Raw genomic sequence first — 23,721 nt, 5'->3', positions numbered from 1 at the left:
CGGCAGTTACAAGACTTCGACGGCGGCCGGCGCGCCGGCGTGCCGGCTGTCGCGCACATGGCGCACCGAGTCCGAACGGTTTTCCTCGACCTTGCGCAGGTACTCCGAGGTGATCCCCCCGGTGACGTATTCACCGGAGAAACAGGAGGAGTCGAACTCGTGGATGTCCGCGTTGTCGTGCTGGACGGCGCGCGACAGATCTTCGAGGGTCTGGTAGATGAGCCAGTCGGCGCCGATGAGCTCCTGGACCTCCTCCTCGCTGCGACCGTGCGCGATCAGCTCCGCCGCGGCCGGCATGTCGATGCCGTAGACGTTCGGGTACCGCACCGGCGGCGCCGCCGAGGCGAAATACACCTTGCGTGCCCCCGCCTCGCGGGCCATCTCGATGATCTGCCGCGACGTGGTGCCGCGCACGATGGAGTCGTCCACGATCAGCACGTTCTTGTTGCGGAACTCCAGGTCGATGGCGTTCAGTTTGCGGCGCACCGATTTTTCGCGCAGCGTCTGTCCCGGCATGATGAAGGTCCGGCCGATGTAGCGGTTCTTGATGAAGCCCTCGCGATACTTCACGCCGAGCCGGTGCGCCAGCGGCAGGGCGCTGGTGCGGCTGGTGTCCGGCACCGGGATCACCACGTCGATGTCGTGGTCCGGCCGCATGCGGATGATGCGGTCGGCCAGCGCCTCGCCCATGCGCAGGCGCGCCTTGTAGACCGAGATGTTGTCGATGATCGAATCGGGCCGCGCGAAATAGACGTACTCGAACAGGCAGGGGCTGCGCCGCGTCGCCGGCACGCACTGGTGCATGTGCAGCCCGCCGTCGAGATCGATGAACACCGCCTCGCCCGGCAACACGTCCCGCAGCACCTCGAAACCCGCGATGTCGAGCGCCACGCTCTCCGAGGCCAGCATGTGTTCGCGGCGCCCGTCCACGTCGCGGTAGCCGACGATCAGCGGGCGGATCCCGCAGGGATCGCGCAGGCCGACGATGCCGGTGTTCATGATCAGCGCGACGACCGCGTAGCCCCCCTGGCAGCGGCGATAGATGCCCTCGGCGGCGCGGAAGATCTGCGCCGGGCTGGGATATTCCCCGTCGACCTTTTCCAGCTCGTGCGCGAACACGTTCAGCAGCACTTCCGAGTCGGAGGCGGTATTGAGATACCGGTGGTCCTCGCGGATCACCAGGTCGGCGAGCTCATCGGCATTGGTCAGGTTGCCGTTGTGCGCCAGGCAGATGCCGTAGGGCGAGTTCGTGTAGAAGGGCTGCGCCTCCGTGCGGCTGGAGCTGCCGGCGGTCGGATAACGGCAGTGGCCGATGCCCATGTTTCCCGTGAGCTTGAACATGTGGCGGCGCTGGAACACGTCGCGCACCAGCCCGTTGTTCTTGCGGATGTGGATCCGGTCGTCCGCCGTGACGATGCCCGCGGCATCCTGGCCGCGGTGCTGCAACACGGTCAGCGCATCGTACAGGGCCTGGTTGACCGAGCCTGTGCCGACGATTCCCACGATTCCGCACATTGATCTTCTACTCCGTGATGAGATCGCCGGCCTTGTCGAGCCCGGCATCGATGAATTCACGCAGGTGTCCCGTCAGCGTAGCCGTCCGCGGGACGATCCACGAGTCCTGCCACCAGGGTTCACGGTCCATCTCCAGCATCTGGAAACCGATCACCAGGATACCGATCACGAGCACGCCGCGCGCCGCGCCGAAGAGCATGCCCAGCACGCGGTCCGTGCCGTTCAGGCCCGTCTTGCGCACCAGCATGACGACGAGGTGCGACAGCAGCGCGCCGGCCAGCAGCGCGAGCACGAACACGATGAGCCGGCTCAGCCAGAGCTGCAGCGCGGGCGAACTGACCGCATCCAGGAAAGGCTCGACCAGCGGCGAGAATCGCCACGCGAGCCAGGCGGCCAGGCCCCAGTTCACCAGCGACAACGCCTCGCGAAAAAAGCCGCGGAAAAAGCCGATCACCACCGAAACGGCCAGCGCGCCCAACAGGATGTAATCGATGATCACCATGGCTCAGCTGCTTGCCATCAGTCTTCGACCCGCACGGCCCGGGCGCCGCCGTGCCCCGCGGCGCGAACCCGCACCAGCAATCGGTCCGCCGCGGCACGGTCGGGCACCGGCCCGACGCGCACGCGGTAAAGGGTACCCGCGTCGGTCACCACGCGGGAGACAAAAGCATCGAATCCGGCGGCCGTGAGCCGCTGCTGCAGGGCCTGGGCATTGTCGCGCTGGGAAAAACTGCCGACCTGCACGCTCCACGCGTCGCTCGCCGGCGCCGGCTGTGCGGCGGGTGCGGGTTGCGGGGCCGGTTCGGGCGCAGGTTCACGCGCGGGTGGCGCTGCGCGATCGTTCTCTCCGGCAGCCGGGGTCCCGGTGTCCGGGGCTGGGGCAGCGGGCTGAGGCGCCGGCCGGGGCGGCGGCTGTTCGGGCTGTTCCGCGCCCGCCGGCGCAGGGTCTCCGTCACCGGGATCAAGCGGTGCCGGCTCCACCGGCGCCGGCCGTTGCACGGCGCCCACGCCGTTCATCTGCCGCTCCTCGCTGTCGATCTGCACGGGCGGTCCGGCGCCCGGATCCAGCGGAATGGTGTACGTGCGTCCCGGCGACTCGACGGGCGGCAGCTCGATCGCGCTTTCGACCGGGCGCGGGGCCTGCGCCGGGCCATCCAGAAGCCACGGGATAATGATGATCCCGAGCGCCACGATGACCGTGGCGCCGACGAGTCTTTCCTTCAGCTTCCGCTCCATATTGCCAGGGCCGAAACGCCACCCGGCGTCATTCAGACTAGGGCGCGAAGTATACCTCAAGCCAGTCGAGCGTCGGGCCCACTACATGAAAAGAACCGCAGGCCACGACGCGGTCGCCCGGCCGCGCCGCCGCCGCGGCCGAGGCGCAGGCAGCCGCGACCGAAGACGCGGTTTCGATGCTGCCGCAGAGGTGCGCCACGACGACATCGGCCAGCATGCCGGCGGAGCGCCCGCGCGGCCCGGGCAGTGATGCCAGCACCCAGTGATCCACGCAACCGTCGAGAGCCGCCGCCACGCCGGGCGCGTCCTTGTCGCCGAGCAGGCCGAATACCGCGATCGTCCGGCCGCGACAGGGCGCCGCGCGCAGTGCGGCGGCGAGCACCGCCGCACCGTCCGGGTTGTGAGCCACGTCCAGCCACCAGGTCACCGGGCCGTCGATGCGCTGCAGGCGGCCGGCCAGGCGCATCCGCGCCAGCGCGCGCGCCGGCAGCGTCTCGTCGTCCGCCACGGCATCGAGCGCATCGAAGGCGGCGATGGCGCAGGCGGCGTTGTCGAGCAGCACCGGCGCGGCCAGCGGCCCGCGCGGCAACCCGGTATAGCTGCGGCCGTTCGGGCCGCGCCAGTGCCAGCGATCGCCGTCAGTGCGCCAGTCGAAATCCCTGCCGATCCGCAGCGCGTCCTCACCGGCCGCCGCCAGCAGGGTGGCGGGCGGATCACGATCGCCGATCACCGCCGGCCGGCCGCGCCTGAAGATGCCGCCCTTCTCGCGACCGATGCTCTCGCGGTCCGGACCGAGCCACTCGACGTGGTCGAGCCCGATCGACGTCACCACCGCGACCTCGGGGTCCACGGCGTTGACCGCATCGAGCCGTCCGCCCAGCCCGATCTCCAGCACGGCCCACTCGACGCCGCGCCGGCGGAAGATCTCCAGCGCAGCCACCGTGCCGAACTCGAAATAGCTCAGGCTGGTCCGCCCGCGCCCGGCCTCCACGGCCTCGAAGGCCGCCACCAGCTCGGCGTCGGTGGCGTCAACGCCGCCGATCCGCACCCGCTCGTTGTAGCGGCGCAGGTGCGGCGAGGTGTAGGCGCCGGTGGCCCAGCCGGCCTCCAGCCCGAGCGCCTCGAGCACGGCGACACAGCTGCCCTTGCCGTTGGTGCCGCCGACCGTCGCCACGCGAAAGGGGGGTTGCGCCAGGTCCATCGACTCGAGCACGGCCCGGACCCGCTCGAGGCCCAGCTCGATCTCGGTCGGATGCAGCCGCTCCTGCCACTCCAGCCAGGCGGCGAGGTCGCGGGCTGCCAAGCGGCCCTCAGCCGGCCTGTTGCAGCGGGCGATGGGTGAGCATCGACAACAACGCGCCGATGGTGGCGCGCATCTCCCGCCGATCGACGATCATGTCGAGCGCGCCGTGACGAATGAGAAATTCGCTGCGCTGGAAACCCTCGGGCAGCGTCTCGCCGACCGTCTGCTGGATGACGCGCGGTCCGGCGAAACCGATCAGCGCTTTCGGCTCGGCGATGTTGATGTCGCCCAGCATGGCGAGGCTGGCGGACACGCCCCCGGTGGTCGGGTCCGTCATGACCGACACGTAGGGCATCCCGGCATCGGCCAGGCGTCGCAACGCGGCGGCGGTCTTGCTCATCTGCAGCAGCGAATAGAGTCCTTCCTGCATGCGCGCCCCGCCGCTCGCGGAGAAGCACACCAGCGGCATGCGCTGCTCGCAGGCCGCGTCGACGGCCCGGCGGAACCGCTCCCCGACCACGGAGCCCATCGAGCCGCCCATGAACTGGAAATCGAAGGCGCAGACCGCCAGGCGCAAACCGAGCAGCTGGCCGGTCATCGCCACCATGGCGTCCTGCTCGCCCGTCGTCTTCTGGGCCTGGGTGAGCCGGTCCCGGTAGCGCTTGCTGTCGCGAAACTTCAGCGGATCCTCCGGCTGCAACGACTGGCCGATTTCCCGTCCCGTACCCGGATCGAGGAACATTTTCAGCCGGGCGCGCGCGTTGATCCGCATGTGGTGGCTGCACTTGGGACAGACGGACAGGGCGCGCTCGACTTCGGCGCGGTACAGCACCGCGTCGCAGGCCGGGCACTTCGTCCACAGGCCCTCCGGCACGGAGCGGCTGCGGCCCTGCGTACCGCCCTGGGTCTTGATCCGTGACGGCATCAGTTTGTCGAACCAGTTCATGCCTTCCCCTCGCGACTCGGCGTGCGGCTTGCTGCGGCGCGGCGCCCGCCGCATCGCAGCGACGACCCGGGCCGATGATAAACGAAAGCGCTCAACTCAGCGGCCCGGGACGCTCGGCCGGCGGCGTCGGCAGCAGGCCGCCATAATCGACATGCACGAGATACAGGCCCGCGGCCGGGGCCGTGGCACCCGCGAGGCGTCGATCCCGGCCGGCCAGCACCTCCGCCACCCAGTCCGGCGGGCGATCCCCGCGGCCCACCGCGGCCAGCGTGCCGACGATGTTGCGCACCATGTGATGTAAGAACGCGTTGGCCGTCACGTCAAGGCGCAGGAAGTCACCGTGCCGCGTCACCTCCAGGCTGTGGATGCAGCGCTCCGGCGTCCGGGACTGGCACTCGGAGGCCCGCAGCGCGGAGAAATCGTGCCGCCCGACGAGGACCTGGCCGGCGGCGTGCATGCGTTCGGCATCCAGGCGGCGGCGGACCCACCAGGCGCGATCGCGCCACAGCGCCGGACGCGCCTCCCGGTTGAGCAACAGGTAGCTGTAACTGCGGGCCACGGCGGAGAAGCGGGCGTGAAAGCCGTCCGGTGCCTCGCCCGCCCAGCGCAACGCGATGCCGGGCGGCAATGCGCTGTTCGCCCCCAGCAGCCAGGCACGGGGGCGGCGCCGGGCGGCGGTGTCGAAATGGGCCACCTGGCCCGTCGAGTGGACGCCGGTGTCCGTGCGCCCGGCGCCGACCACCCGCACGGCTTCGTCGGCCACCGCGGACAACGCGGTCTCCAGCGCCGCCTGCACGCTCGGCCCGTCCTTCTGTACCTGCCAGCCGAACAGCCCGGCACCGTCGTATTCCACGCCGACGGCGATCCGCCGCTGGCCCGGCAACGGCCCGCTCACAACCGGCCCACCAGCCAGCAGGCCGCGAGCCCCGCCGCCAGCCACAGCCAGTCGCTGACCCGCGGGCGCGGCAGGCGCGGCAGGCGCGCATCCGATGGGGCCTCGATTGCGCCTGTCTCGAGTTCACGCACGAGCGTGGCCGCCGCGTCTCCCCAGCCGGCCAGCCCGCGGCCCGCGCGTCGCGCGCCGGCGGCGGCGGTGACACGCTCCGCGGTCAGCGGCACCGCATCCAGCGTCATCGCGAGCCGCCGCGCGAAGACGCCGGTATCGACACCCAGGCGGGTCAGCGGCGCAAGCAGCACCAGCAGCCCCGCCGCCATCGCCGGCACGCTCGTGCGACGCCGCAGGAGTTCCACCGCCGTGACGAGCACCACCAGCACGCCGGCGCGTTGCAGGGCGATCTCGATATCGCTCCAGGCCGGCAGGTACCAGGGACGACCCGCGGCCTGCGGCTCGGGTGCGACCCAGAGATAGATGATGACGATGGAGAGCAACAGCCAGCGGATGCGGCGCAGGGACTTCAGGATCCCCCGCAGGGTTTCCCCGCCGGCGGCGGCCGCGCCCAGCATCAGGCCCGCGAGCGCGAGCGCGATCCCGCTCAACGAATAGCGGAACAGCATGGCGGCCAGCGCCACCAGCAGGAGGATCCGGAAAGCCGGATGAAAACCGCCGGGATTTTCATCCGGCGCGGCAACGCCGGCCGCCGGATCCATGGCCTCAGTCGAGGTTGTCGAGGAGCTCGCGGGCTTCTTCGCGCTGGGCCTCGTCGCCTTCCTCGAGGACTTCGCCGAGGATGCTGCGGGCGCCTTCCGGGTCGCCCATGTCGATGTAGGCCCGCGCCAGGTCCAGCTTGGTGCCCACTTCGTTCATCTCGACCGGCGACATCTCGCGCGTATCACCCGCTTCATACGACGCGCCCGCCTCTTCGGCATCCGGGCGAGGCGACATCTGCGTCGCATCGTCGTCCTCGTCCTGCTCACCGCGTTCCTCGAGCGCCGGGGCCATCATGGTGGCGTCCGCATCGCCGTCGGATTCGCCCGGATAACGCGGCGCCATCTGGGTGGCGTCGGCGTCTTCCTCGGACTTGTAGGATTCCAGGTCGGACTCGAGGACCTGCGTGAGCTCGTCGAGGTCGAGATCGACGTCCTCGTCGATCGTGCCCATCTCCGTGGTCGGCGAATCGTCCGCGGCCTCGAAGCGGGCCAGCATCGTGCGATCCTCGTCGTCGTCCTGTTCGTCCTCGCCGACATCGGCCGCCAGCGACTCGAAACCCGTCAGGGTGGGATCGTCCTCGCCGGGGGATTCGTCGCCCTCCCCGGACAGCCTCGCCTCGCGCAGCAACGTATCGTCCTCGCCCAGCGCATCGCGCGATATGCCCGACAGGCCCGACAGTGTCGGATCGTCCTCCGACAGCCCGAGCGCTTCGCCGCGCTGGGTCGGGTCGTCGCTCGGCGGCATATCGAGCGCTTCCATCATGAGCGTGCCGCCGTCATCGTCCTCGTCCTCGGCCGGGAACGAAGGGCCCGGAGCGAGACGGGTATCGGGCTCGTCCGACTCGTCGGCGGAGGTGTCGAATGCGGGGGTGTCCTCGAGGCGCATGGTGCCCGTGAACTGGTCCTCGTTCTCGTCGCCGGCTTCGTCCGGCACTTGCGCCGCGAGATCCTCCAGCGCGTGCTCGCCCGATTCCCCGAGGTCGAGGTCGATGCCGAGGTCCTCCAGGTTCAGTTCCGCGGTCTCCTCGATGGGCCGTCTCGCGCCCGGGCCGGGATGCTCCCGGGTATCGCCGAGTGTGGCGACGGGTTCATCCGACTCGCCGACGTCGAAATCGAGCCATTCCCCGGATTCGCTGGTGTCCTGGGGTGCCGCGGTGTCGCCGCCCAGGTCCACGTCCACCGACGGTGCCTCCCCTGCGGCGAACATGGCCTCGCCGGGGGCGATCTGGCGTCCCATGATGGCGATCTTGGCCCAGTCGGCGGCCTGGTCCGCACCGCCCATCTCGCGCACGGCCCGGGCCTGCGCGAGAAACTCGTCGGCATTGCCCCAGACGAAGCAGATGTCGATGAGCTTGCGCCGCAGGTCGTAGCGATCCGGCTCGCGCTCGATCGCCTTCTTCACGATCTCCGCCGCCTGGTCGTACAGCCCATAAGCCATGTGGAAGTCGGCTTCGGCCATGGGATCCGACTGGTCCAGGTTGATACCCGTTTCGCCGGCGATCGTGTCCTCGAACGGATACTGGTAGTCCTCGTCGCCGGCGGTTTCCGGCTCGGGCGCGGGCGCAGGCAGCGGCTCCGGCTCCGGAGGCGGCGCGGCCGGCTTGCTCTCCTCGACCAGGATCGATTCGAGCGTATCGCGTGGTCGCGGTGGCGGCGGGGGCGTGGACGCAGCACCGGCTGCGGCCGCGGCGATCCCGGCGGTGGCCTCCGGCGCGGCTTTTCCGGCGGCCGCATCGAGGGCCGCCCACTTGCCGGTTTCGGCCAGGTCTTCCTCGATGGAGCTCTCACTCTCGTTGCGGCGACGCAGGAACAGCACCACGGCTGCGACGATCAATACGATGGCCAGGACCAGCCATAACCACAGGCTGCCCAGCAACAGCAGCGCACGATCCATCAGCGACGGTGCCGCCACCGGCGGCGTGACGACCGGCGCGACGACGACAGGCGCGGGCTCCGGGGTCGGCTCGACCGCCGGTTCCGGCGCGGGCTCGGCTTCGACCACGGCCTCGCCCGGCGCTTCGGTCGCGTCCGGCTCGACGGCGTCCGGGCGTTCCACGGGGGCCGTGGGCAGCGGCTGCACGGGCACGCCCTCGGACTCGATCTCCGCCAGGCGTGACTGCAGCGCGGCGATCTCCGCGTCCTTCAATTCCATCAGCCGGCGTGTTTCGGCGAGCTCGCCGCGCAGCTGTTCGACGGCTTCGAGCAATTGCGGGGACGGCGCGGCCGCAGCGGATGCCGCGGCAGGCTCGGTGGCCCCGGGGGCGGTGGTCGCCGGCGGCGCGGCCCGATCGGGCGCTTCGGTCGGCGGCGCCAGTTCGAGGCGCCGTGCAGGCGCCGCGGCGGCGCTGCCCTGCCAGGCCTGGTTCTGGGTGCGGACCTCGGCATTCGCTTCGCCGGTGGACACCGACGCGATCTGCGCGCGGCTCGGGACGCGCAGGATGGCGCCGGCGCGCAGCCGGTTGATGTTGCCGCCGAAGGCATTCGGGTTGGCCCGGTACAACGCCACCATCACCTGGTTGGTGGTCAGCGCGCTGTCCGGACGAACGCGCCGGGCGATTTCCCACAGCGTGTCGTTACGCTGCACCGGACCGAACTCCGTGGCGGCGCCCGGGGCCGGCGAGGCAATGGGTCGCGGTGCGGGCACGGGACGCGCCTCGGGCGCCGGACGCTGCGTTTCGGTGGCCGGGGCCGGGGCCGCCGGGGTCTCGACCGCGGCCGGCTCGCGCGCCGGCAGGAACGTCGGCGGATCGAGCAGCACCGTGTACTCGCGCAGGATGCGTCCGCCATTCCAGTTGACCTCCACGAGGAAGGTCAAAAACGGCTCGATGATCGGCTGCGCGGACGTGACGTCGATCACCGCGTTCGCGGGATCGTTGCCCCGGACGCGGAACTCCAGTTCGTCGAAGAAGCCGGGACGATCGAGCCCGTAGCGGCTGAAAGTCTCCCGGGAAGCCAGTTGCACCTCCAGCGATTCGAGGTCCTGGCGAGAGCTGAGACGCAGCGGAATCTCCGCGTCCATGCGCTGGTTCAGGTAGGAATTCAGCCGGATATCGCCCAGTCCGACGGACAAGGCCACGCCAGGCGCGAGAACGAGGGACAGCACCCCGAGAAGAATCAGCTTGCGCGACATTGTCACTCCCTGAAGGCGACCTTGCGGCATACACCGCCAAGACCGGCTTTAGCCATGCACGACCATCATGAGAAAGCACCTCATGACAGCGGCCTAACTATAAGCTCACAAGTAGGTTTTTACAAAAGTTTCAGCGATCTGGACGCTATTCAGCGCGGCACCCTTGCGAATGTTGTCGGAGACGACCCAGAGACTCAAGCCGCGCGGGTGCGAGATATCCTCGCGGATCCGCCCGACCCACACCGCATCCGCGCCCGTCGCCTCGGTGGCCGCCGTGGGATAGCCGCCGGGCACGCGCCTGTCCATGACCTTGACGCCCGGGGCCTCGCGCAGCAGGCGACGGGCCTGGACTGCCGTGACCTTCCGTTCCGTCTCGATGTGGACGGCCTCCGAATGGCCGAAAAATACCGGCACCCGCACCGCGGTGGCGTTCACGCCGATGGTCGGGTCGGCGAAGATTTTCTGCGTCTCCCAGACCATCTTCATCTCTTCCCGCGTGTAGCCGTTGTCCTCGAAGGCATCGATCTGCGGCAATGCGTTGAACGCCAGGGGGCGGGGCGAGAGCATGTCGCCGAGCGGCCGGCCGTTCATCAGGTTGGCCGTCTGGCGGGCCAGTTCCTCGACCATGCGACGGCCCGCGCCCGAGACCGACTGGTAGGTGGCCACGTTGATGCGGGTGATGCGGGCGGCGTCGTGGATGGGCTTCAGCGCCACCACCATCTGGATGGTGGAGCAGTTCGGGTTGGCGATGATGTTGCGCCGGGAGGCCCGCTCGAGCGCCTCCGGGTTCACCTCCGGCACGACGAGCGGCACGTCGTCGTCGTAGCGGAAGTGCGAGGTGTTGTCGATCACCATGGCCCCGGCCGCCGCAGCCCGCGGCGCATGCTCCGCCGAGACCGAGCCGCCCGCCGAGAACAGCGCGAGATCGACGCCGGAAAAATCGAATTCGGCGAGGTCGGTGACGACATGCTTGCGCCCGGCGAAGGTGACCGCCGTACCGGCGGAGCGTTCGCTGGCGAGCAGGTGCAGCTGCCGGATGGGAAATTCGCGTTGCGCGAGGCACTCCAGCATGGCCTCGCCGACCAGGCCCGTTGCGCCCACCACCGCCACGGAATACGACTTTGTCCTGCTCATTGCCTGCCTCGCATGGGCTGACGCCCCTCATCCTGTCCCGTGACCGAGGCGGGCGCCGCATCCGCGACGTCCGCATGTGCCAGTCCTCGCCAGGCGACGACCATCGCCACCGCGGCCAGCAGCGCCGCGCCGCTCCAGGCCCCTGCGGCGCCGACCACCGACCACGCGTAGCCGCTGCCCAGGCTGCCGAGGGCGCCGCCGATGCCGAAACCCACGGCACTGTACAACGCCTGACCCCGGCCTTGCAGCCTTCCCGCGAAGGCGCGATGAAACAGCAACACCACCACCGCGTGGAACAGGCCGAACGCCGCCATGTGCAAGGTCTGCGCGAACACCAGCAGGGGCAGGGACGTCGCCGCCCAGGCCGTCAACAGCCAGCGCAACACCGACACGCCCAGCGCGAACAACAACAGCGGCCGGTAGCCGAAGCGCTCGATCAGCCGCGGAGTATAGATAAACATGACGATCTCGGCAGCCACGCCCCACGCCCACAACAATCCCGTCACGCCCGTGCCGTAACCGAGCTCGTCGAGATAGATGGTGAAGAACACGTAATAGGGCCCGAAGGCCGCCTGCTGCAGCAGGCAGACGAGCAGCAGGGCGATCACCCAGGGGCGGCGCAATGCGGCGCCGAGCCCGCCCGGCGCTGTGGTCGTCGTCGGGGCGGGCGGTGCGGCGGGCACACGCCAGACCGCCACCGCGGTGCCGACCACCAGCAGCAGCAACACGACCGGGACCGCGGCGAGCCGCGCCCCTTCGAAGGCGAAGCCGCCCAGCGTCACGGCGACGATGAACCCCACGGAGCCCCACAGGCGGATCAACCCGTAGCGATGCGGCCGCGTGCCGAGATGGCTCAGGGTGGTCGCCTCGAACTGCGGCAAGAGCCCGCTCCACGGCAGGGCAAAGGCGGCGAGCGCGAAGGCCATCGCGACATAGCCCGAGGCGCCGGCCAGCCACAATGCGCCCGCGGCGGCCAGCGACACGCCGATGCGCAAGGTCAGGTCGCGCCGGCCGGTGGTGTCGGCCGCCCAGCCCCACAGGCCGGGCGCCAGCACGCGCATCGCCATGGGAATCGCCATCAGCTGGCCGATGGCCACGGCGCTGAATCCCTGCTGCTGCAGGTAGAAGGAGAAGAACGGCACGAACACGCCGATCGCGCCGAAGTAGAACAGGTAGAAGGTCGCGAGGCGCGGATGAAGGCCGGTCGGCGCGACGTTCGGCGGCGCGCCGGACGGCTCAGCGGGGGGCATCGGGGATCAGCGGCGCTCCCGGCACGACATCGGCATTCTGGCCCCGATCGCGGAGCAGGTGATCCATCAGCACCAGCGCGAGCATGGCCTCGGCGATCGGCGTGGCGCGCACGCCCACGCAGGGATCGTGGCGTCCCGTCGTGACGACCGTGGCGGCCTCGCCGCGGACATCGACCGTGCGCCCGGGCAACCGCAGGCTGGAAGTCGGTTTCAGCGCCATGCTGACGCGAATCGCCTGGCCCGAGGAGATCCCCCCGAGCGTGCCGCCGGCATGGTTCGACAGGAAACCCTCCGGCGACATCTCGTCGCGATGTGCGGTGCCTTTCTGTTCGACCACGGCGAAGCCGTCGCCGATCTCCACGGCCTTCACCGCGTTGATGCCCATCATGGCGTGCGCGATGTCGGCGTCGAGCTTGTCGAACACCGGCTCGCCGAGCCCGGGGGGCACGCCCGTGGCGATCACGTTGACGCGCGCGCCGATCGAGTCGCCCTCCTTGCGCAGCGCGTCCATGTAGCGTTCCAGCTCCGGCACGCGCGACGGGTCGGGGCAGAAAAACGGGTTGTCATCGACGGTCTCGAGCGCGACCGGCTCGAGCGCGATGGGGCCCAGCTGCGCGAGCCAGCCGCGGATGTCGATGCCGTGGCGCAACGCCAGGTACTTGCGCGCGATCGCCCCGGCCGCGACCCGCATCACCGTCTCCCGGGCACTGGAGCGCCCGCCGCCGCGGTGATCGCGAAACCCGTACTTGCGCGCCCAGGTGTAGTCGGCGTGGCCGGGCCGGAACAGCTCGGCGATCTTCGAGTAGTCCTTCGGCTTGGCGTCCAGGTTCTCGACGACGAGCCCGATCGGCGCCCCGGTGGTCATGCCCTCGTAGACGCCCGACATGATCCGCACCTGGTCGGGCTCGCGCCGCTGGCTCACGTGGCGCGACTTGCCGCTGCGCCGCCGCTCGACATCGCGCTGGATGTCCTCCTCGTCCAGCGGCAGGCCCGGCGGGCACCCGTCGACGATGCAGCCGAGGCCGGGACCGTGGCTCTCGCCGAAGCTCGTCACAGTGAACAATCGACCGATCGTGTTTCCCGACATCAGGGCAGCTCCTCGGCCTTGAGCAGGAACACGCCGCTCCCGCCGCGCGCGAATTCCAGCCAGGTGAACGGCAGCTCCGGCCAGGCCGCCGCCACCGCCGGCGCAGAGTTGCCGACCTCGACGAACAGCAGCCCGCCGGGCTGCAGGTGAGCTCGCGCGCCGGCAATGATCCTCGCCACCACGTCGAGCCCGGCGGTGCCCGAACGCAGGCCCATTTCCGGCTCGTGACCGTATTCCGGCGGCAGCCGGGCCATCTCGGCGTCGCCGACGTACGGGGGGTTGCTCACCACCAGCTCGTAGCGACGCCCTGCCACCGGGGCCCAGAGGTCGCCCGCGAGCAGTTCGACCTGCGCCCCGACGTCGTGACGCGCGACGTTCTGCCGGGCCACCTCCAGCGCCTCGGGGGACAACTCCACGGCATCGACCGCGGCGTCGGGGAACGCCATGGCGCAGCCGATCGCGATGCAGCCGCTGCCGGTGCACAGATCCAGCACGCGGTGGATTTCCAGGCGCTCCGCCCAGGGCGCAAAGCCGGTCTCGATGAGCTCCGCGAAGGGCGAGCGCGGAATCAGCACGCGCGGGTCCACGTGAAACGGGAGGCCGGCGAACCAGGCCTCGCCGGTGAGGTAAGGGGCCGGGATGCGTTCCTCGATGCGCCTTTCGATGAGGGCGAGCACCGCGCCTTTCTCTTCATCGGTCAGGCGGGCGCCGTAGAACTCCGGGGGGAGGTCGTGCCCCAGGTGCAGGGCGTGGCGCACCAGCACGAGCGCCTCGTCCACGGGATCGTCCGTGCCGTGGCCGAAATGCAGCCCGGCGGCGGCGAAGCGGCTGGCGCCCCAGCGCACGAAATCCGTGATGGTGTGCAGGCTGTGCAGCGCCTGTGCGCTCGAACTCACGCGGGTGTCCTTCCTTGCCGGGGCTGCGAAAGCCGACATCATAACCGAGCGGCATTCCGGCGGGTCGATCACGCGCCAGCTGTGAGATAATGGCGGCATGTCACGCAACCACTTCATCGTCGCGGCGGTCGTTCTCGCGATCGTCGCAGCCACCGCCGGCGCCTGGCTCGCGGCGCACCTCGGCGCCCCGGAGATGCCGGTGCATGCCCGCATGCTGAACACGCCGCGGCCCGTGCCCGACCTGCCCGGCCTCGATCACCATGGCGAGCCGCTGCGTATCCAGGACCTCGAGGGACGCTGGACGATCGCCTTTTTCGGCTTCACGCATTGCCCGGACATCTGTCCCGCGACGCTCCAGGTGCTGGCTGGCGCGCGTCGCCTGCTGGACGACCTGCCGGCCGAGGATCGCCCCGAGGTCGTGATGATCTCCGTGGATCCGCAGCGCGACGTGCCCGAGCGCCTGGCCGAATACGTGCCGTTCTTTCACCCGGAATTCCGGGGCCTCACGGTCGCGGACGCGCACCTGCCCGAACTGACCCGGAGCTTCGGCGCGGCTTACGCCTATTCGCCGGCGGGTGACGACAGCTACACGGTGGATCACACGGCCTCCGTGTTCGTGGTCGACCGCCAGGCGAGAGTGGCCGCCGTGTTCCCCACCCCACACACCGCCGAGGGCATCGCCGAAGACATGCGACGGATCCTGAAGCTGGAGGCATCACGATGAGACTGACGGTCCTGTTACTTGCGACGCTGCTCTGGGGTTGCGCGCCCGACGCGCCGGAAACATCGGCGCCCGTCGGCGCGACGCCACCGGAATCAGCCGCGCCCGCCGATGCGACGCCGCCGGAACCAGCTGCAGCCGCCACGGGCAGCCCCGTCATCAGCGACGCCTGGATCCGCCGCGTACCGCCCGCGGCGCACATGACCGCCGGCTACCTGTCGATCAGCAACCCCGGCGCCGAGCCCCTGGTGATCGTGGGCGTCGAGAGCCCCGCCTTCGGTTCCGTCGAGCTGCACGGTACGATCATGACCGACGGGGTCGCCCGCATGCGCGAGCAGGAAGCCGTCACGGTCGCACCGGGCGACACGGTGCGTTTCGAACCCGGCGGCCTGCACCTGATGCTCATGCAGCCGACCGACGGCGTGCCCACCAGCGGCACGGTGCCCATGACCCTGTTGCTGGAGGACGGCGAGCGAATCGAGTTCGACGCCCCCGTCGGCTCACCGGGGGGCTGATGCTCGGTTTCCTGTTCGGCGTACTGCAGCGCCTGCTGCCGCAGCACGCCATGTCGCGCCTGGTGGGGTGGCTCGCGAGGATCGAGCAGCCCGGCGTCAAGGATTTCCTCATCCGCGGCTTCATGCGCATCTACCGCATCGACATGCGCGACGCGGTGGAAACGGATCCCACCGCCTACCCCACGTTCAACGCGTTCTTCACGCGCGCCCTGCTGCCCGGCGCGCGGGAACTGCCGGCCGAGGAGGACGCGCTCGCCTGTCCGGTGGACGGCATCGTCAGCCAGAGCGCCGCCATCGAGAGCGGCCGCATCCTGCAGGCGAAGGGCTTCCGCTACGACCTGCCCCGGCTGCTCGGCGGCGACACGCCCGACGCCTTGCTCGAGGGCAGCTTCGCGACACTCTATCTTGCGCCGTGGCACTACCATCGGATCCACGCGCCGGCCGCCGCGCGCCTCGTCGAGATGCGCTACCTGCCCGGCGCCCTGTTCAGCGTCAACGGCGCCACCGTCGGCGCCGTGCCCCGCCTGTTCGCCCGCAACGAGCGCGTGGCCTGCCTGTTCGAGACCGATTTCGGTCCCATGGCGGTCGTACTCGTCGGCGCGTTGAACGTCGGCTCGATCGAAACGACCTGGGCCGGCCAGGTCGCGCCCGGGCCGGATCGCCAGGCCAGCACCTGGCGCTATCCCGAGGAAGGTCCCGGCAGCGTGCGACTGTCGCGCGGCGAGGAACTGGGACGCTTCAACATGGGCTCGTCCGTCGTCGTCGTGCTGCCGAAAGACGGTCCGCGCATTGCGCCGGAGATCGTGCCGGGCGCGGCGATCCGCATGGGACAACGCTTCGCCGGCTAGCGCTTCGCCGAACAGCCCTTAGCCGGCGAGCGCTTCGCCGGCCAGCGACGCTCAGGCACGCTCGAAGACCTGGGCGAGGCGCTCCAGCCCGGCCAGGTCCGCCGCATCGAAACGGTCCGGCTCGGGGCTGTCGATGTCCAGCACACCCCATGGCACACCCTCGGCGTCGCGCAGGGGCACGACGATCTCCGCGCGCGAAGCCGCGTCGCAGGCGATGTGCCCCGGGAACGCGTTCACGTCCGCCACCCGCTGGCTGGAGTTCTCGGCCACCGCCGTACCGCACACGCCTTTTCCGACCGGAATACGCACGCAGGCGGGCTTGCCCTGGAACGGCCCCAGCACCAGCACGTCGCCCTGCAGGAAATAGAAGCCCGCCCAGTTGATGCGCGGCAACGCGTGGTAGATCAGCGCCGCGATATTCGCGGCGTTGGCGATCCGGTCCGGCTCATCGCTCACGAGCGCGCGGGCCTGGGCCTCGAGCTCCGCGTAGAACGCCGCCTTGTCGGCGTAATCGGGTCCCGTCATCTCATGCATCGATGTGCCTCACAGCAAAAGAACAATCCGCCCGCATCACGCGCGAGCCCACGGAAAAGCCAGGACCTCGTCGATGTGCGAGGCGCCGCACAGGCACATCAGCACCCGGTCGAAACCCACCGCGACCCCGGCACAATCCGGCAGGCCGTGCGCCAGCGCCCCGAGGAATCGCGTGTCCACCGGCGGCGCGTCGAGACCGCGGTCGCGGCGTGCGTGAAGATCCGCCTGGAAGCGTGCCGCCTGTTCCCGCGGGTCGGCCAGCTCATGAAAACCGTTGGCCAGTTCCATGCCACCGAAAAACAGTTCGAAACGGTCCGCGACCGGGGGATCGCCCGGCCGGACGCGGGCGAGCGCGGCCTGGGCCGCGGGGAAGTCCACCAGGAAGGTGGGGCGCGCCGCATCGAAGGCCGGCTCGACCAGCATCGAAAGCGCGAGGTCGAGAGCCGCATCACGATCCGCCGCGAGACTCTCCGGAACCGACACCCTTTTCGCGTCCAGGACAGTCACGATCTCTGCCGCAGAGGCGACGAACGGGTCGAACCCCGCGTGCCGGAGAAAAGCCTCGCGATAGCTCAGCCGCTCCGTCTCGCCCGGCGCAGGGCGCCCGGGCGCGAGCTCGGCGGCAAGAACGCGCAGCAGCTCCTCGACCTCCGTCATCAGTCGCGCCGTGTCCCAATCGAGGCGATACCACTCCAGCAGCGAGAACTCCGGGTTGTGGCGCCGCCCCTGCTCGCCGCCGCGGAACACGCGCGCCAGCTGCCAGATGTCGCCGGCGCCGGCCGCAAGCAATCGCTTCATGGGAAATTCGGGCGAGGTGTGCAACCAGCCGGACAGGGGCCCGCCGGGCGCGTGGACTGCGAGGCTCTCGAGGTGCACGTCGGTGGCGGCGGCGGCCGAGAGCTGCGGTGTTTCCACTTCCAGCAATCCCCGCGCCGCGAAAAACCCCCGCACGGCATGCAACGCCTTCGCGCGCAGCCGCAGCCTCTCGAGCGAGGCCGACGGACGCCAGTCGGAGGAACTACTTGACGCGCGAGACGTAGGCACCGCTGCGGGTATCGACGCGGATCACCTCGCCCTGCTCGATGAACAACGGCACGCGCACCACCGCGCCCGTCTCCAGCTTGGCCGGTTTCTGCCCGCCGGTCGCGGTGTCGCCGCGCACGCCAGGATCGGTCTCGACGATCTTCAGCTCGACGAAATTGGGCGGCGACACGAGCAGGGGCTGGCCGTTCCACAACGTGACCTGGCAGAGATCCTGTTCCTTGAGCCAGTCTTTCGCTTCCTCGACCACCTTGGCGTCGGCGGCGTGCTGCTCGAAGGTGTCCGGCACCATGAAGTGCCAGAACTCGCCGTCGTAGTAGAGATACTGCATGTCGGTGTCGACGACGTCCGCACCCTCGACCGACTCGTTGGACTTGAAGGTCCGCTCGTTCACGCGGCCCGTCTTCAGGTTGCGGATGCGCACCCGGTTGAAGGCCTGGCCCTTGCCCGGCTTGACGAACTCGTTCTCGAGGATGACGCAGGGATCCCCGTCGAGCAGGATCTTCAGGCCGGAACGGAACTCATTGGTACTATAGGTCGCCATTTATTCACCAGCGGATGGGGCGTACGTGGAAAGCCTTGCAGCTAATCCGGCCATGATACCGCCCGACACGGCGGCGCGTCACTTGGAACCGTGGCGCCGGGAACTGGCGGATGCCGTGACCGACCCGGCGGAGCTCCTGCAGCTGCTCGGGCTGGATCCCGGCCTGCTCCCCGCGGCGCGCCAGGCGGCCGGCCGGTTCGGGCTGCGCGTGCCGCGCGCCTACCTGGCGAACATGCGGCCCGGCGACCCGCGCGACCCGCTGCTGATGCAGGTCCTGCCGCTGGCGGCGGAGCTCGAGACGCATCCCGGCTTCGGTCCCGACCCCGTCGGCGACCTGGAGGCGCTGCGGGTCCCCGGCGTGCTGAGCAAGTACGAGGGCCGCGCGCTGCTGATGACCACGGGCGCCTGCGCCGTGAACTGTCGCTACTGCTTCCGCCGGGAATTTCCTTATGGCGAGAGCACGCTGACGCCGGCGCGGCTTCAGGCCGCGATCGCCGCGCTCGCGGCGACGCCCGGGCTCGAGGAGGTTATCCTCTCGGGCGGCGACCCCCTGGTACTGCCCACGGCGCGCCTGCTGCGGATCAGCACGGCGCTCGGCGCATTGCCCGGCATCCGCCGCCTGCGAATTCACACCCGCACGCCGGTCGTCCTGCCGGCACGTGTCGACGGTCCGCTGCTCGACTGGCTCGCGGCACTGCCCTGGCGGGTCGCCATCGTGCTGCATGTGAACCACCCGCGGGAACTGTCCGCGGACGTCCGGGCGGCCTGCGGCGCGCTGGCACGCAGCGGCGCCACCCTGCTGAACCAGTCCGTACTGCTGAAAGGCATCAACGACGACGAGTCCGTCCTCGCGGAGTTGTCCGCCCGGCTCTTCGATGCCGGGGTCCTGCCCTACTACCTGCATCTGCTCGACCGGGTGGCAGGCACCGCACACTTCGACACGGCTGCCGACACGGCCGCGCGCCTGCATGCGGGCCTGCAGGCGCGGTTGCCGGGCTATCTCGTGCCCCACCTTGTGCGCGAAGTCCCGGGCGCGCGATCCAAGTCGCCCGTCGGCGCGGCTGGCGATCCCTTGGACGGGTGCTAGAATGCGTCGCTGGTCGCACCTGCGGTCGAACCTGCCCGGGGCAGCGAGGAACCCTACTTGAGCGAGACGACCGCCGTCCCGGTAATCGTACTCAGCCGGCATGAAGACAATGCCGAGGCCATCAACCGCGTGCTGCGCAACAGCGGGCGCGCGGCGCACGTGCTGCGCCTGGATGACGCCGGCGACCTGGCCGAGCAGCTCGGCGAGGCGAGTTGCGAACTGCTGGTGGTGTTTGCCGACGAGAGCGAGAACCTGCTGATCACGGCGGCCGCCGTGCTGGAGGCCGCCGGCCTGGAGCTGCCCCTGATCAGCTGCCGCGAGACCGTGGACGAAGGCGTCATCGCGGACGACATCGGCTGTGGCGCCCAGGACGCGGCCACGCTCGAGCGCCCCGACCGGCTCGCGGCGATCTTCGATCGCGCGCTGCGCCTGGGGCGCCTGGACCGGGCCCTGCGCGGCGCCATCAGCAGCGCATCCACCTACCGCGAGCAACTGCGGCGCGTCGTGGCGGGGACCGCCGACGCCATCGCCCATGTCGGCGAAGGCATCGTGCTGGACGCCAACCGCGCCTGGACGCAGCAGTTCGGTTTCGAGGACGAGTCGGAGCTTCCCGGCCTCACCTTCATGGACCTGTTCGCACCCGACGACCAGCCCGCGATCAAGGGTGCGCTCGTCGCCTGCGCGCAGGGGCGCTGGCCGCCGCAGGGCATCAAGGCCACGGGCATCACGCGACACGACAAGCCGATGGCGCTGCTGCTCGAGATGGAGCCGGCGAGCTTCGACGAGGAACCGTGCGTGCGCGTGCGCATCCCGGCGCGCCCGGAAGAAGACGATGAGGCGATCGAAGAACGCCTGGGTGCGGCGCTGCGTCTCGATCCCGGCACCGGGCTCTACGGCCGCCTGCACCTGCTGAAGTGCCTCGAGGAGCGGCTCGCGGGAGATCCGCCGGCGGGCGTGCAGGCGCTCGTGCTGCTCAGGCTCGACGGGTTCCATGAAGTGCAGCGCCAGGTCGGCACGCGCGGGCTGGACATCGTCCTCGCCGGGCTCGCCGACCTGTTGCGCGATTCCGCGAAATCGCGCGACCTCTACGGGCGCCTCGGACACGCCGAGTTCGGCGCCCTCGTGGCGCGCGGCACGCGGCGCGACCTCAAGGCCTGGGCCACGAGCATCATCGCCAAGGTCAGCCGCACCCTGTTCGAGGCCGGCGGCAAGTCGATCTCACTCTCGGTGAGTGCGGGCATCGCCGTGGCGGACCGGCGCGGGCTCGATCTCGACGTGCTGCATGCCGAGGCGGAAGACGCGCTGCAGAAAGCCACCGAGCTCGGCATGGCGCAGGTCGGCATGAGCAGCCACGAGGAAGACTCGACGCGCATGGAGGAGCTCGACCAGCTGTGGGTCAAGCGCATCAAGAAGGCGCTGCTCGAGAACCGTTTCCGCCTCGCCAAGCAGCCGATCGCCAGCCTCACCGGCGAGGAGCGGGACCTGCACGACCTGCTGGTGCGCATGATCGACGAACAGGGCGACGAAGTCCTGCCCGCGCAGTTCGTGCAGGCGGCCGAGCGCAACCGCCTGATCAAGAACATTGACCGCTGGGTGATCGGCGCGGCGTTCGCCTATTGCGCCTCGCGGCCGCAGTCCACCGTCTTCGTCCGCCTGTCGAAGGACACCATGCTCGACGGCATGCTGCCCGCGTGGCTGGAGACGCGCCGCAAGAACGCCCGGCTGCCCGAAGGCGTGATCGTGTTCCAGGTGGCCGAGGACGTGGCGGCCAGCCACCTGCGCCAGACGCACGAGATGGCGGCACGGCTGCGCAAAATCGGCTTCGGCTTTTCGCTGGAGGGCTTCACCGGCGGCCCCGTGTCCACGCAATTGCTGGCGCACCTGCCGATGGACTATCTCAAGATCGACGGCTCGCTCATGCAGGGCCTGGCCGGCGACGAGGCGATGCAGGACCGCGTGAAGACCATAGTGCGGGATGCGAAGGCCCGCGAGATCGTCACCATTGCGGAGCGCGTCGAGGATGCCAATACCATGGCCGTGCTCTGGCAGATCGGCGTGCAGTACATCCAGGGCTACCAGATCCGGGAGCCGGAGGTCGTGCTCGCGGAGGACTAGCGCTCCTCTACCGCGAGGTCGTCCACCTTGCGCCAGCCGCGCGGCAACAGCGCGCCGCGGCGCGAACGCTCACCGAGATAGGCCTCGAGGTCGCGCGCTTTCAGCGTCATGGTGCGCTGGCCGCAGGAGACGCGCAGCGCCGCCCCCGCCGGCACGACTACGGCCGCCACCATCGATTCCTCGCCCGCGGCGAACTTTTTCGCGTCGATGCCGAGCAGCTTGTTGCCCCGGCCACGCGCCAGCTCCGGAAGGTCACCGATCGGGAAACACAGCAACCGACCGGCGTCGCTCGCGACCGCCACCAGGGCGTCGGGATCGGCCGGCGCGGGGACGGGACGCAGCACCCGCGCCCGGTTCCCGGCCTTGAGCACGTGCTTGCCGCTGCGATTGCGCGAGGCGAGATCCGCGAGCCGCGCGGCGAAACCGTAGCCGTCGGATGCGGTGAGCAGCCAGCGGTCCTCCGGCGCGCCGATCAGGACGCCGGCGAACGTCGCGCCGTCGGGCGGATTGAGGCGCCCGGAGAGCGGTTCGCCCTGGCCGCGCGCCGACGGCAGGCCGTGGGCCGGCAGGCTGTAGACCCGCCCGGTGCTGTCGAGGAACATCGCCAGCTGGTTGCTGCGGCCCTGGGCCGCCGCCAGGAAGGCGTCCCCGGAACGATAATTGAGCGCCAACGGATCGACCTCGTGGCCCTTGGCGGCCCGCACCCAGCCGCGCTCGGACAACACCACGGTCACCGGCTCGGAAGGGAGCAGCGCACTCTCGTCCAGCGCCTGGGCCGCCGCGCGTTCCACGATCAGGGTGCGGCGGTCATCGCCGTGACGTTCGGCGTCGGCCGCGAGTTCCTCGCGCACCAGGCGCTTCAGGCGCGCCTTGCTGCCGAGGATTTTCTGCAGGCCTTCGCGCTCGACGGCGAGGCTGTCCTGCTCGCCGCGGATCTTCATCTCCTCGAGCTTCGCGAGATGCCGCAGCTTGAGTTCGAGGATCGCTTCGGCCTGGGTCTCGGACAGGCCGAAAGCCGCGATCAACGCCGGCTTCGGCTCGTCCTCGTTGCGAATGATGCGGATCACTTCGTCGAGGTTGAGATACGCGATGAGCAGCCCGTCGAGCACGTGCAGCCGGGCCTCGACTTTCTCCAGCCGGTGGCTGAGGCGGCGGGTCACGGTGTGCAGGCGGAACTCCAGCCACTCGACCAGCAGCCCGCGCAGGTCCATGACGCGGGGGCGGCCGTCGAGGCCGATGATGTTCATGTTCACCCGCACGGTGCGCTCGAGCTCCGTGGTGGCGAACAGGTGCGCCATCAGCGCCTCGCAATCGACGCGGTTCGAGCGCGGCGCGATGACCAGCCGGATGGGGTTCTCGTGGTCGGACTCGTCGCGCAGGTCCTCGACCATCGGCAGCTTCTTCGCGCGCATCTGCGCCGCGATCTGCTCCAGCACCTTGCTGCCCGAGACCTGCCAGGGCAGCGCGTGGACGACGATCTCGCCGTCCTCCCGCTCCCACCGCGCGCGCAGGCGCAGGGTGCCGTTGCCCGTGGCGTAGATCGAACGAATGTCGGCCGGCGGCGAGACCAGCTCGGCGCCGCCGGGAAAATCCGGGCCCTGCACGTGCTCGAGCAACTCGTCGAGGCCGGCGGCCGGGTTCTCGAGGAGGTGGATGCAGGCGGCCGTCACCTCGCGCAGGTTGTGCGGCGGGATGTCCGTGGACATGCCCACCGCGATGCCCGAGGCGCCGTTCAGCAGCAGGTTGGGGAGGCGCGCCGGCAGGCGCACGGGCTCGCTGAGCGTGCCGTCGAAGTTGGGCTGCCAGTCGGCCGTGCCCTGTCCGAGCTCGGCCAGCAGCGTCGCCGCGTAAGCCGTGAGGCGCGCCTCGGTGTAGCGCATCGCAGCGAAAGACTTCGGATCGTCCGGCGCGCCCCAGTTGCCCTGCCCGTCGACGATCGGATAACGGTAGCTGAAGGACTGCGCCATCAGCACCATGGCCTCGTAACACGCCGAGTCGCCGTGCGGGTGGAACTTGCCGATGACGTCGCCGACCGTGCGGGCCGATTTCTTCGGTTTCTGCCCGGAGGACAGGCCGAGCTCGCTCATCGCGTAGACGATGCGCCGCTGCACCGGCTTCAGCCCGTCGGAGATGTGCGGCAGGGCGCGGTCGAGAATCACGTACATCGAGTAATCGAGGTAGGCCTTCTCGGTGAACTCGCGCAACGGGAGGCGTTCGACGCCCTCGAAATCGAGCTTCATCTCCTTCACCGCGCCCTGCTCCCTGCCGAAC

21 protein-coding genes are annotated in these 23,721 nt (G+C 70.0%); 5 read left to right on the top strand and 16 right to left on the bottom strand.

Going from position 1 to position 23,721, the window contains the following annotated elements:
- Positions 1–6: 6 nt before the first annotated feature.
- The 12 genes from purF to prmB form a co-directional block, all read right to left on the bottom strand.
- Positions 7–1,515, bottom strand: coding sequence for an amidophosphoribosyltransferase (gene purF, locus G6032_RS11385; RefSeq protein ID WP_165282274.1), 1,509 nt, complete (start codon positions 1,513–1,515; stop codon positions 7–9).
- A gap of 7 nt (positions 1,516–1,522) precedes the next feature.
- Entirely contained in the window at positions 1,523–2,017 is a 495-nt protein-coding gene (locus G6032_RS11380) for a CvpA family protein (RefSeq protein ID WP_165282273.1), read from the bottom strand.
- Positions 2,018–2,034: 17 nt separating this feature from the next.
- Positions 2,035–2,751 carry an SPOR domain-containing protein gene (locus G6032_RS15825; protein ID WP_206211948.1) on the bottom strand — a complete coding sequence of 239 codons (717 nt, stop codon included), beginning with the start codon at positions 2,749–2,751 and terminating at the stop codon, positions 2,035–2,037.
- A gap of 37 nt (positions 2,752–2,788) precedes the next feature.
- On the bottom strand, positions 2,789–4,054 hold the full coding sequence (gene folC / locus G6032_RS11370) for a bifunctional tetrahydrofolate synthase/dihydrofolate synthase (protein ID WP_165282272.1): 1,266 nt from the start codon (positions 4,052–4,054) through the stop codon (positions 2,789–2,791).
- Between the two features lie 7 nt (positions 4,055–4,061).
- Positions 4,062–4,940: an acetyl-CoA carboxylase, carboxyltransferase subunit beta gene (gene accD / locus G6032_RS11365; RefSeq protein ID WP_165282271.1), complete on the bottom strand. Its 879-nt coding sequence runs from the start codon at positions 4,938–4,940 to the stop codon at positions 4,062–4,064.
- A gap of 91 nt (positions 4,941–5,031) precedes the next feature.
- Positions 5,032–5,835 (bottom strand): tRNA pseudouridine(38-40) synthase TruA, encoded by an 804-nt coding sequence (truA, locus tag G6032_RS11360; protein ID WP_165282270.1) that lies wholly within the window; start codon positions 5,833–5,835, stop codon positions 5,032–5,034.
- Positions 5,832–6,548 carry a hypothetical protein gene (locus tag G6032_RS11355; RefSeq protein WP_165282269.1) on the bottom strand — a complete coding sequence of 239 codons (717 nt, stop codon included), beginning with the start codon at positions 6,546–6,548 and terminating at the stop codon, positions 5,832–5,834. The genes truA and G6032_RS11355 overlap by 4 nt, the downstream gene beginning before the upstream one ends.
- 4 nt (positions 6,549–6,552) lie before the next feature.
- Entirely contained in the window at positions 6,553–9,678 is a 3,126-nt protein-coding gene (locus G6032_RS11350) for a FimV/HubP family polar landmark protein (protein ID WP_165282268.1), read from the bottom strand.
- 105 nt (positions 9,679–9,783) lie between these two features.
- On the bottom strand, positions 9,784–10,812 hold the full coding sequence (locus tag G6032_RS11345) for an aspartate-semialdehyde dehydrogenase (protein WP_165282267.1): 1,029 nt from the start codon (positions 10,810–10,812) through the stop codon (positions 9,784–9,786).
- The gene (locus G6032_RS11340; RefSeq protein ID WP_165282266.1) at positions 10,809–12,062 is read right to left on the bottom strand and encodes an MFS transporter; all 1,254 of its coding nucleotides are present in this window, start codon (positions 12,060–12,062) and stop codon (positions 10,809–10,811) included. The genes G6032_RS11345 and G6032_RS11340 overlap by 4 nt, the downstream gene beginning before the upstream one ends.
- A complete protein-coding gene (gene aroC / locus G6032_RS11335) occupies positions 12,049–13,149 on the bottom strand; it encodes a chorismate synthase (protein WP_165282265.1) in 1,101 nt (366 codons plus the stop codon). Before aroC ends, G6032_RS11340 begins: the two co-directional genes overlap by 14 nt.
- Positions 13,149–14,045 carry a 50S ribosomal protein L3 N(5)-glutamine methyltransferase gene (gene prmB / locus G6032_RS11330; protein WP_346763811.1) on the bottom strand — a complete coding sequence of 299 codons (897 nt, stop codon included), beginning with the start codon at positions 14,043–14,045 and terminating at the stop codon, positions 13,149–13,151. The genes aroC and prmB overlap by 1 nt, the downstream gene beginning before the upstream one ends.
- Positions 14,046–14,142: 97 nt before the next feature.
- Here prmB and G6032_RS11325 point away from each other — a divergent pair, with 97 nt between their 5' ends.
- The 3 genes from G6032_RS11325 to asd are packed head-to-tail and all read left to right on the top strand — an operon-like array spanning position 14,143 to position 16,129.
- Positions 14,143–14,769, top strand: coding sequence for an SCO family protein (locus G6032_RS11325; RefSeq protein WP_165282264.1), 627 nt, complete (start codon positions 14,143–14,145; stop codon positions 14,767–14,769).
- Entirely contained in the window at positions 14,766–15,281 is a 516-nt protein-coding gene (locus tag G6032_RS11320; RefSeq protein ID WP_165282263.1) for a copper chaperone PCu(A)C, read from the top strand. Before G6032_RS11325 ends, G6032_RS11320 begins: the two co-directional genes overlap by 4 nt.
- Positions 15,281–16,129: an archaetidylserine decarboxylase gene (asd, locus tag G6032_RS11315; protein ID WP_165282262.1), complete on the top strand. Its 849-nt coding sequence runs from the start codon at positions 15,281–15,283 to the stop codon at positions 16,127–16,129. The genes G6032_RS11320 and asd overlap by 1 nt, the downstream gene beginning before the upstream one ends.
- Before the next feature lie 51 nt (positions 16,130–16,180).
- Here the strand turns inward: asd and G6032_RS11310 are convergent, their stop codons facing one another.
- The 3 genes from G6032_RS11310 to efp are packed head-to-tail and all read right to left on the bottom strand — an operon-like array spanning position 16,181 to position 18,248.
- Positions 16,181–16,663, bottom strand: a complete 483-nt coding sequence (locus G6032_RS11310) for a GAF domain-containing protein (RefSeq protein WP_276611020.1) — start codon at positions 16,661–16,663, stop codon at positions 16,181–16,183.
- A 36-nt stretch (positions 16,664–16,699) separates the two neighbouring features.
- The gene (epmA, locus tag G6032_RS11305) at positions 16,700–17,707 is read right to left on the bottom strand and encodes an EF-P lysine aminoacylase EpmA (protein ID WP_165282261.1); all 1,008 of its coding nucleotides are present in this window, start codon (positions 17,705–17,707) and stop codon (positions 16,700–16,702) included.
- Positions 17,682–18,248 carry an elongation factor P gene (gene efp / locus G6032_RS11300; protein WP_165282260.1) on the bottom strand — a complete coding sequence of 189 codons (567 nt, stop codon included), beginning with the start codon at positions 18,246–18,248 and terminating at the stop codon, positions 17,682–17,684. Before efp ends, epmA begins: the two co-directional genes overlap by 26 nt.
- A 25-nt stretch (positions 18,249–18,273) precedes the next feature.
- Here efp and epmB point away from each other — a divergent pair, with 25 nt between their 5' ends.
- Positions 18,274–19,335, top strand: coding sequence for an EF-P beta-lysylation protein EpmB (gene epmB, locus G6032_RS11295; protein ID WP_346763810.1), 1,062 nt, complete (start codon positions 18,274–18,276; stop codon positions 19,333–19,335).
- 57 nt (positions 19,336–19,392) lie between these two features.
- A complete protein-coding gene (locus G6032_RS11290; protein WP_165282259.1) occupies positions 19,393–21,450 on the top strand; it encodes a sensor domain-containing phosphodiesterase in 2,058 nt (685 codons plus the stop codon).
- Here G6032_RS11290 and parC read toward each other — a convergent pair.
- The gene (gene parC, locus G6032_RS11285) at positions 21,447–23,690 is read right to left on the bottom strand and encodes a DNA topoisomerase IV subunit A (protein ID WP_165282397.1); all 2,244 of its coding nucleotides are present in this window, start codon (positions 23,688–23,690) and stop codon (positions 21,447–21,449) included. The two genes, G6032_RS11290 and parC, sit on opposite strands and share 4 nt — an antisense overlap.
- Positions 23,691–23,721: the final 31 nt, after the last annotated feature.

Origin of the sequence: Wenzhouxiangella sp. XN24 (assembly GCF_011064545.1) — a bacterium.
GTDB lineage: Bacteria > Pseudomonadota > Gammaproteobacteria > Steroidobacterales > XN24 > XN24.
Note: the sequence above shows the minus strand (reverse complement) of the source record. Positions and strands in the feature narration are given on the sequence as shown.

Bases quoted from the DNA above. Each gene is read 5' to 3' on its own strand.
- G6032_RS11310 (WP_276611020.1), bottom strand. From the start codon at position 16,663: ATGCATGAGATGACGGGACCCGATTACGCCGACAAGGCGGCGTTCTAC.
- G6032_RS15825 (WP_206211948.1), bottom strand. From the start codon at position 2,751: ATGGAGCGGAAGCTGAAGGAAAGACTCGTCGGCGCCACGGTCATCGTG.
- G6032_RS11350 (WP_165282268.1), bottom strand. From the start codon at position 9,678: ATGTCGCGCAAGCTGATTCTTCTCGGGGTGCTGTCCCTCGTTCTCGCG.
- purF (WP_165282274.1), bottom strand. From the start codon at position 1,515: ATGTGCGGAATCGTGGGAATCGTCGGCACAGGCTCGGTCAACCAGGCC.
- asd (WP_165282262.1), top strand. From the start codon at position 15,281: ATGCTCGGTTTCCTGTTCGGCGTACTGCAGCGCCTGCTGCCGCAGCAC.
- parC (WP_165282397.1), bottom strand. From the start codon at position 23,690: ATGAAGCTCGATTTCGAGGGCGTCGAACGCCTCCCGTTGCGCGAGTTC.
- aroC (WP_165282265.1), bottom strand. From the start codon at position 13,149: ATGTCGGGAAACACGATCGGTCGATTGTTCACTGTGACGAGCTTCGGC.
- G6032_RS11380 (WP_165282273.1), bottom strand. From the start codon at position 2,017: ATGGTGATCATCGATTACATCCTGTTGGGCGCGCTGGCCGTTTCGGTG.
- G6032_RS11345 (WP_165282267.1), bottom strand. From the start codon at position 10,812: ATGAGCAGGACAAAGTCGTATTCCGTGGCGGTGGTGGGCGCAACGGGC.
- efp (WP_165282260.1), bottom strand. From the start codon at position 18,248: ATGGCGACCTATAGTACCAATGAGTTCCGTTCCGGCCTGAAGATCCTG.
- G6032_RS11355 (WP_165282269.1), bottom strand. From the start codon at position 6,548: ATGGATCCGGCGGCCGGCGTTGCCGCGCCGGATGAAAATCCCGGCGGT.
- G6032_RS11340 (WP_165282266.1), bottom strand. From the start codon at position 12,062: ATGCCCCCCGCTGAGCCGTCCGGCGCGCCGCCGAACGTCGCGCCGACC.
- G6032_RS11320 (WP_165282263.1), top strand. From the start codon at position 14,766: ATGAGACTGACGGTCCTGTTACTTGCGACGCTGCTCTGGGGTTGCGCG.
- G6032_RS11325 (WP_165282264.1), top strand. From the start codon at position 14,143: ATGTCACGCAACCACTTCATCGTCGCGGCGGTCGTTCTCGCGATCGTC.
- accD (WP_165282271.1), bottom strand. From the start codon at position 4,940: ATGAACTGGTTCGACAAACTGATGCCGTCACGGATCAAGACCCAGGGC.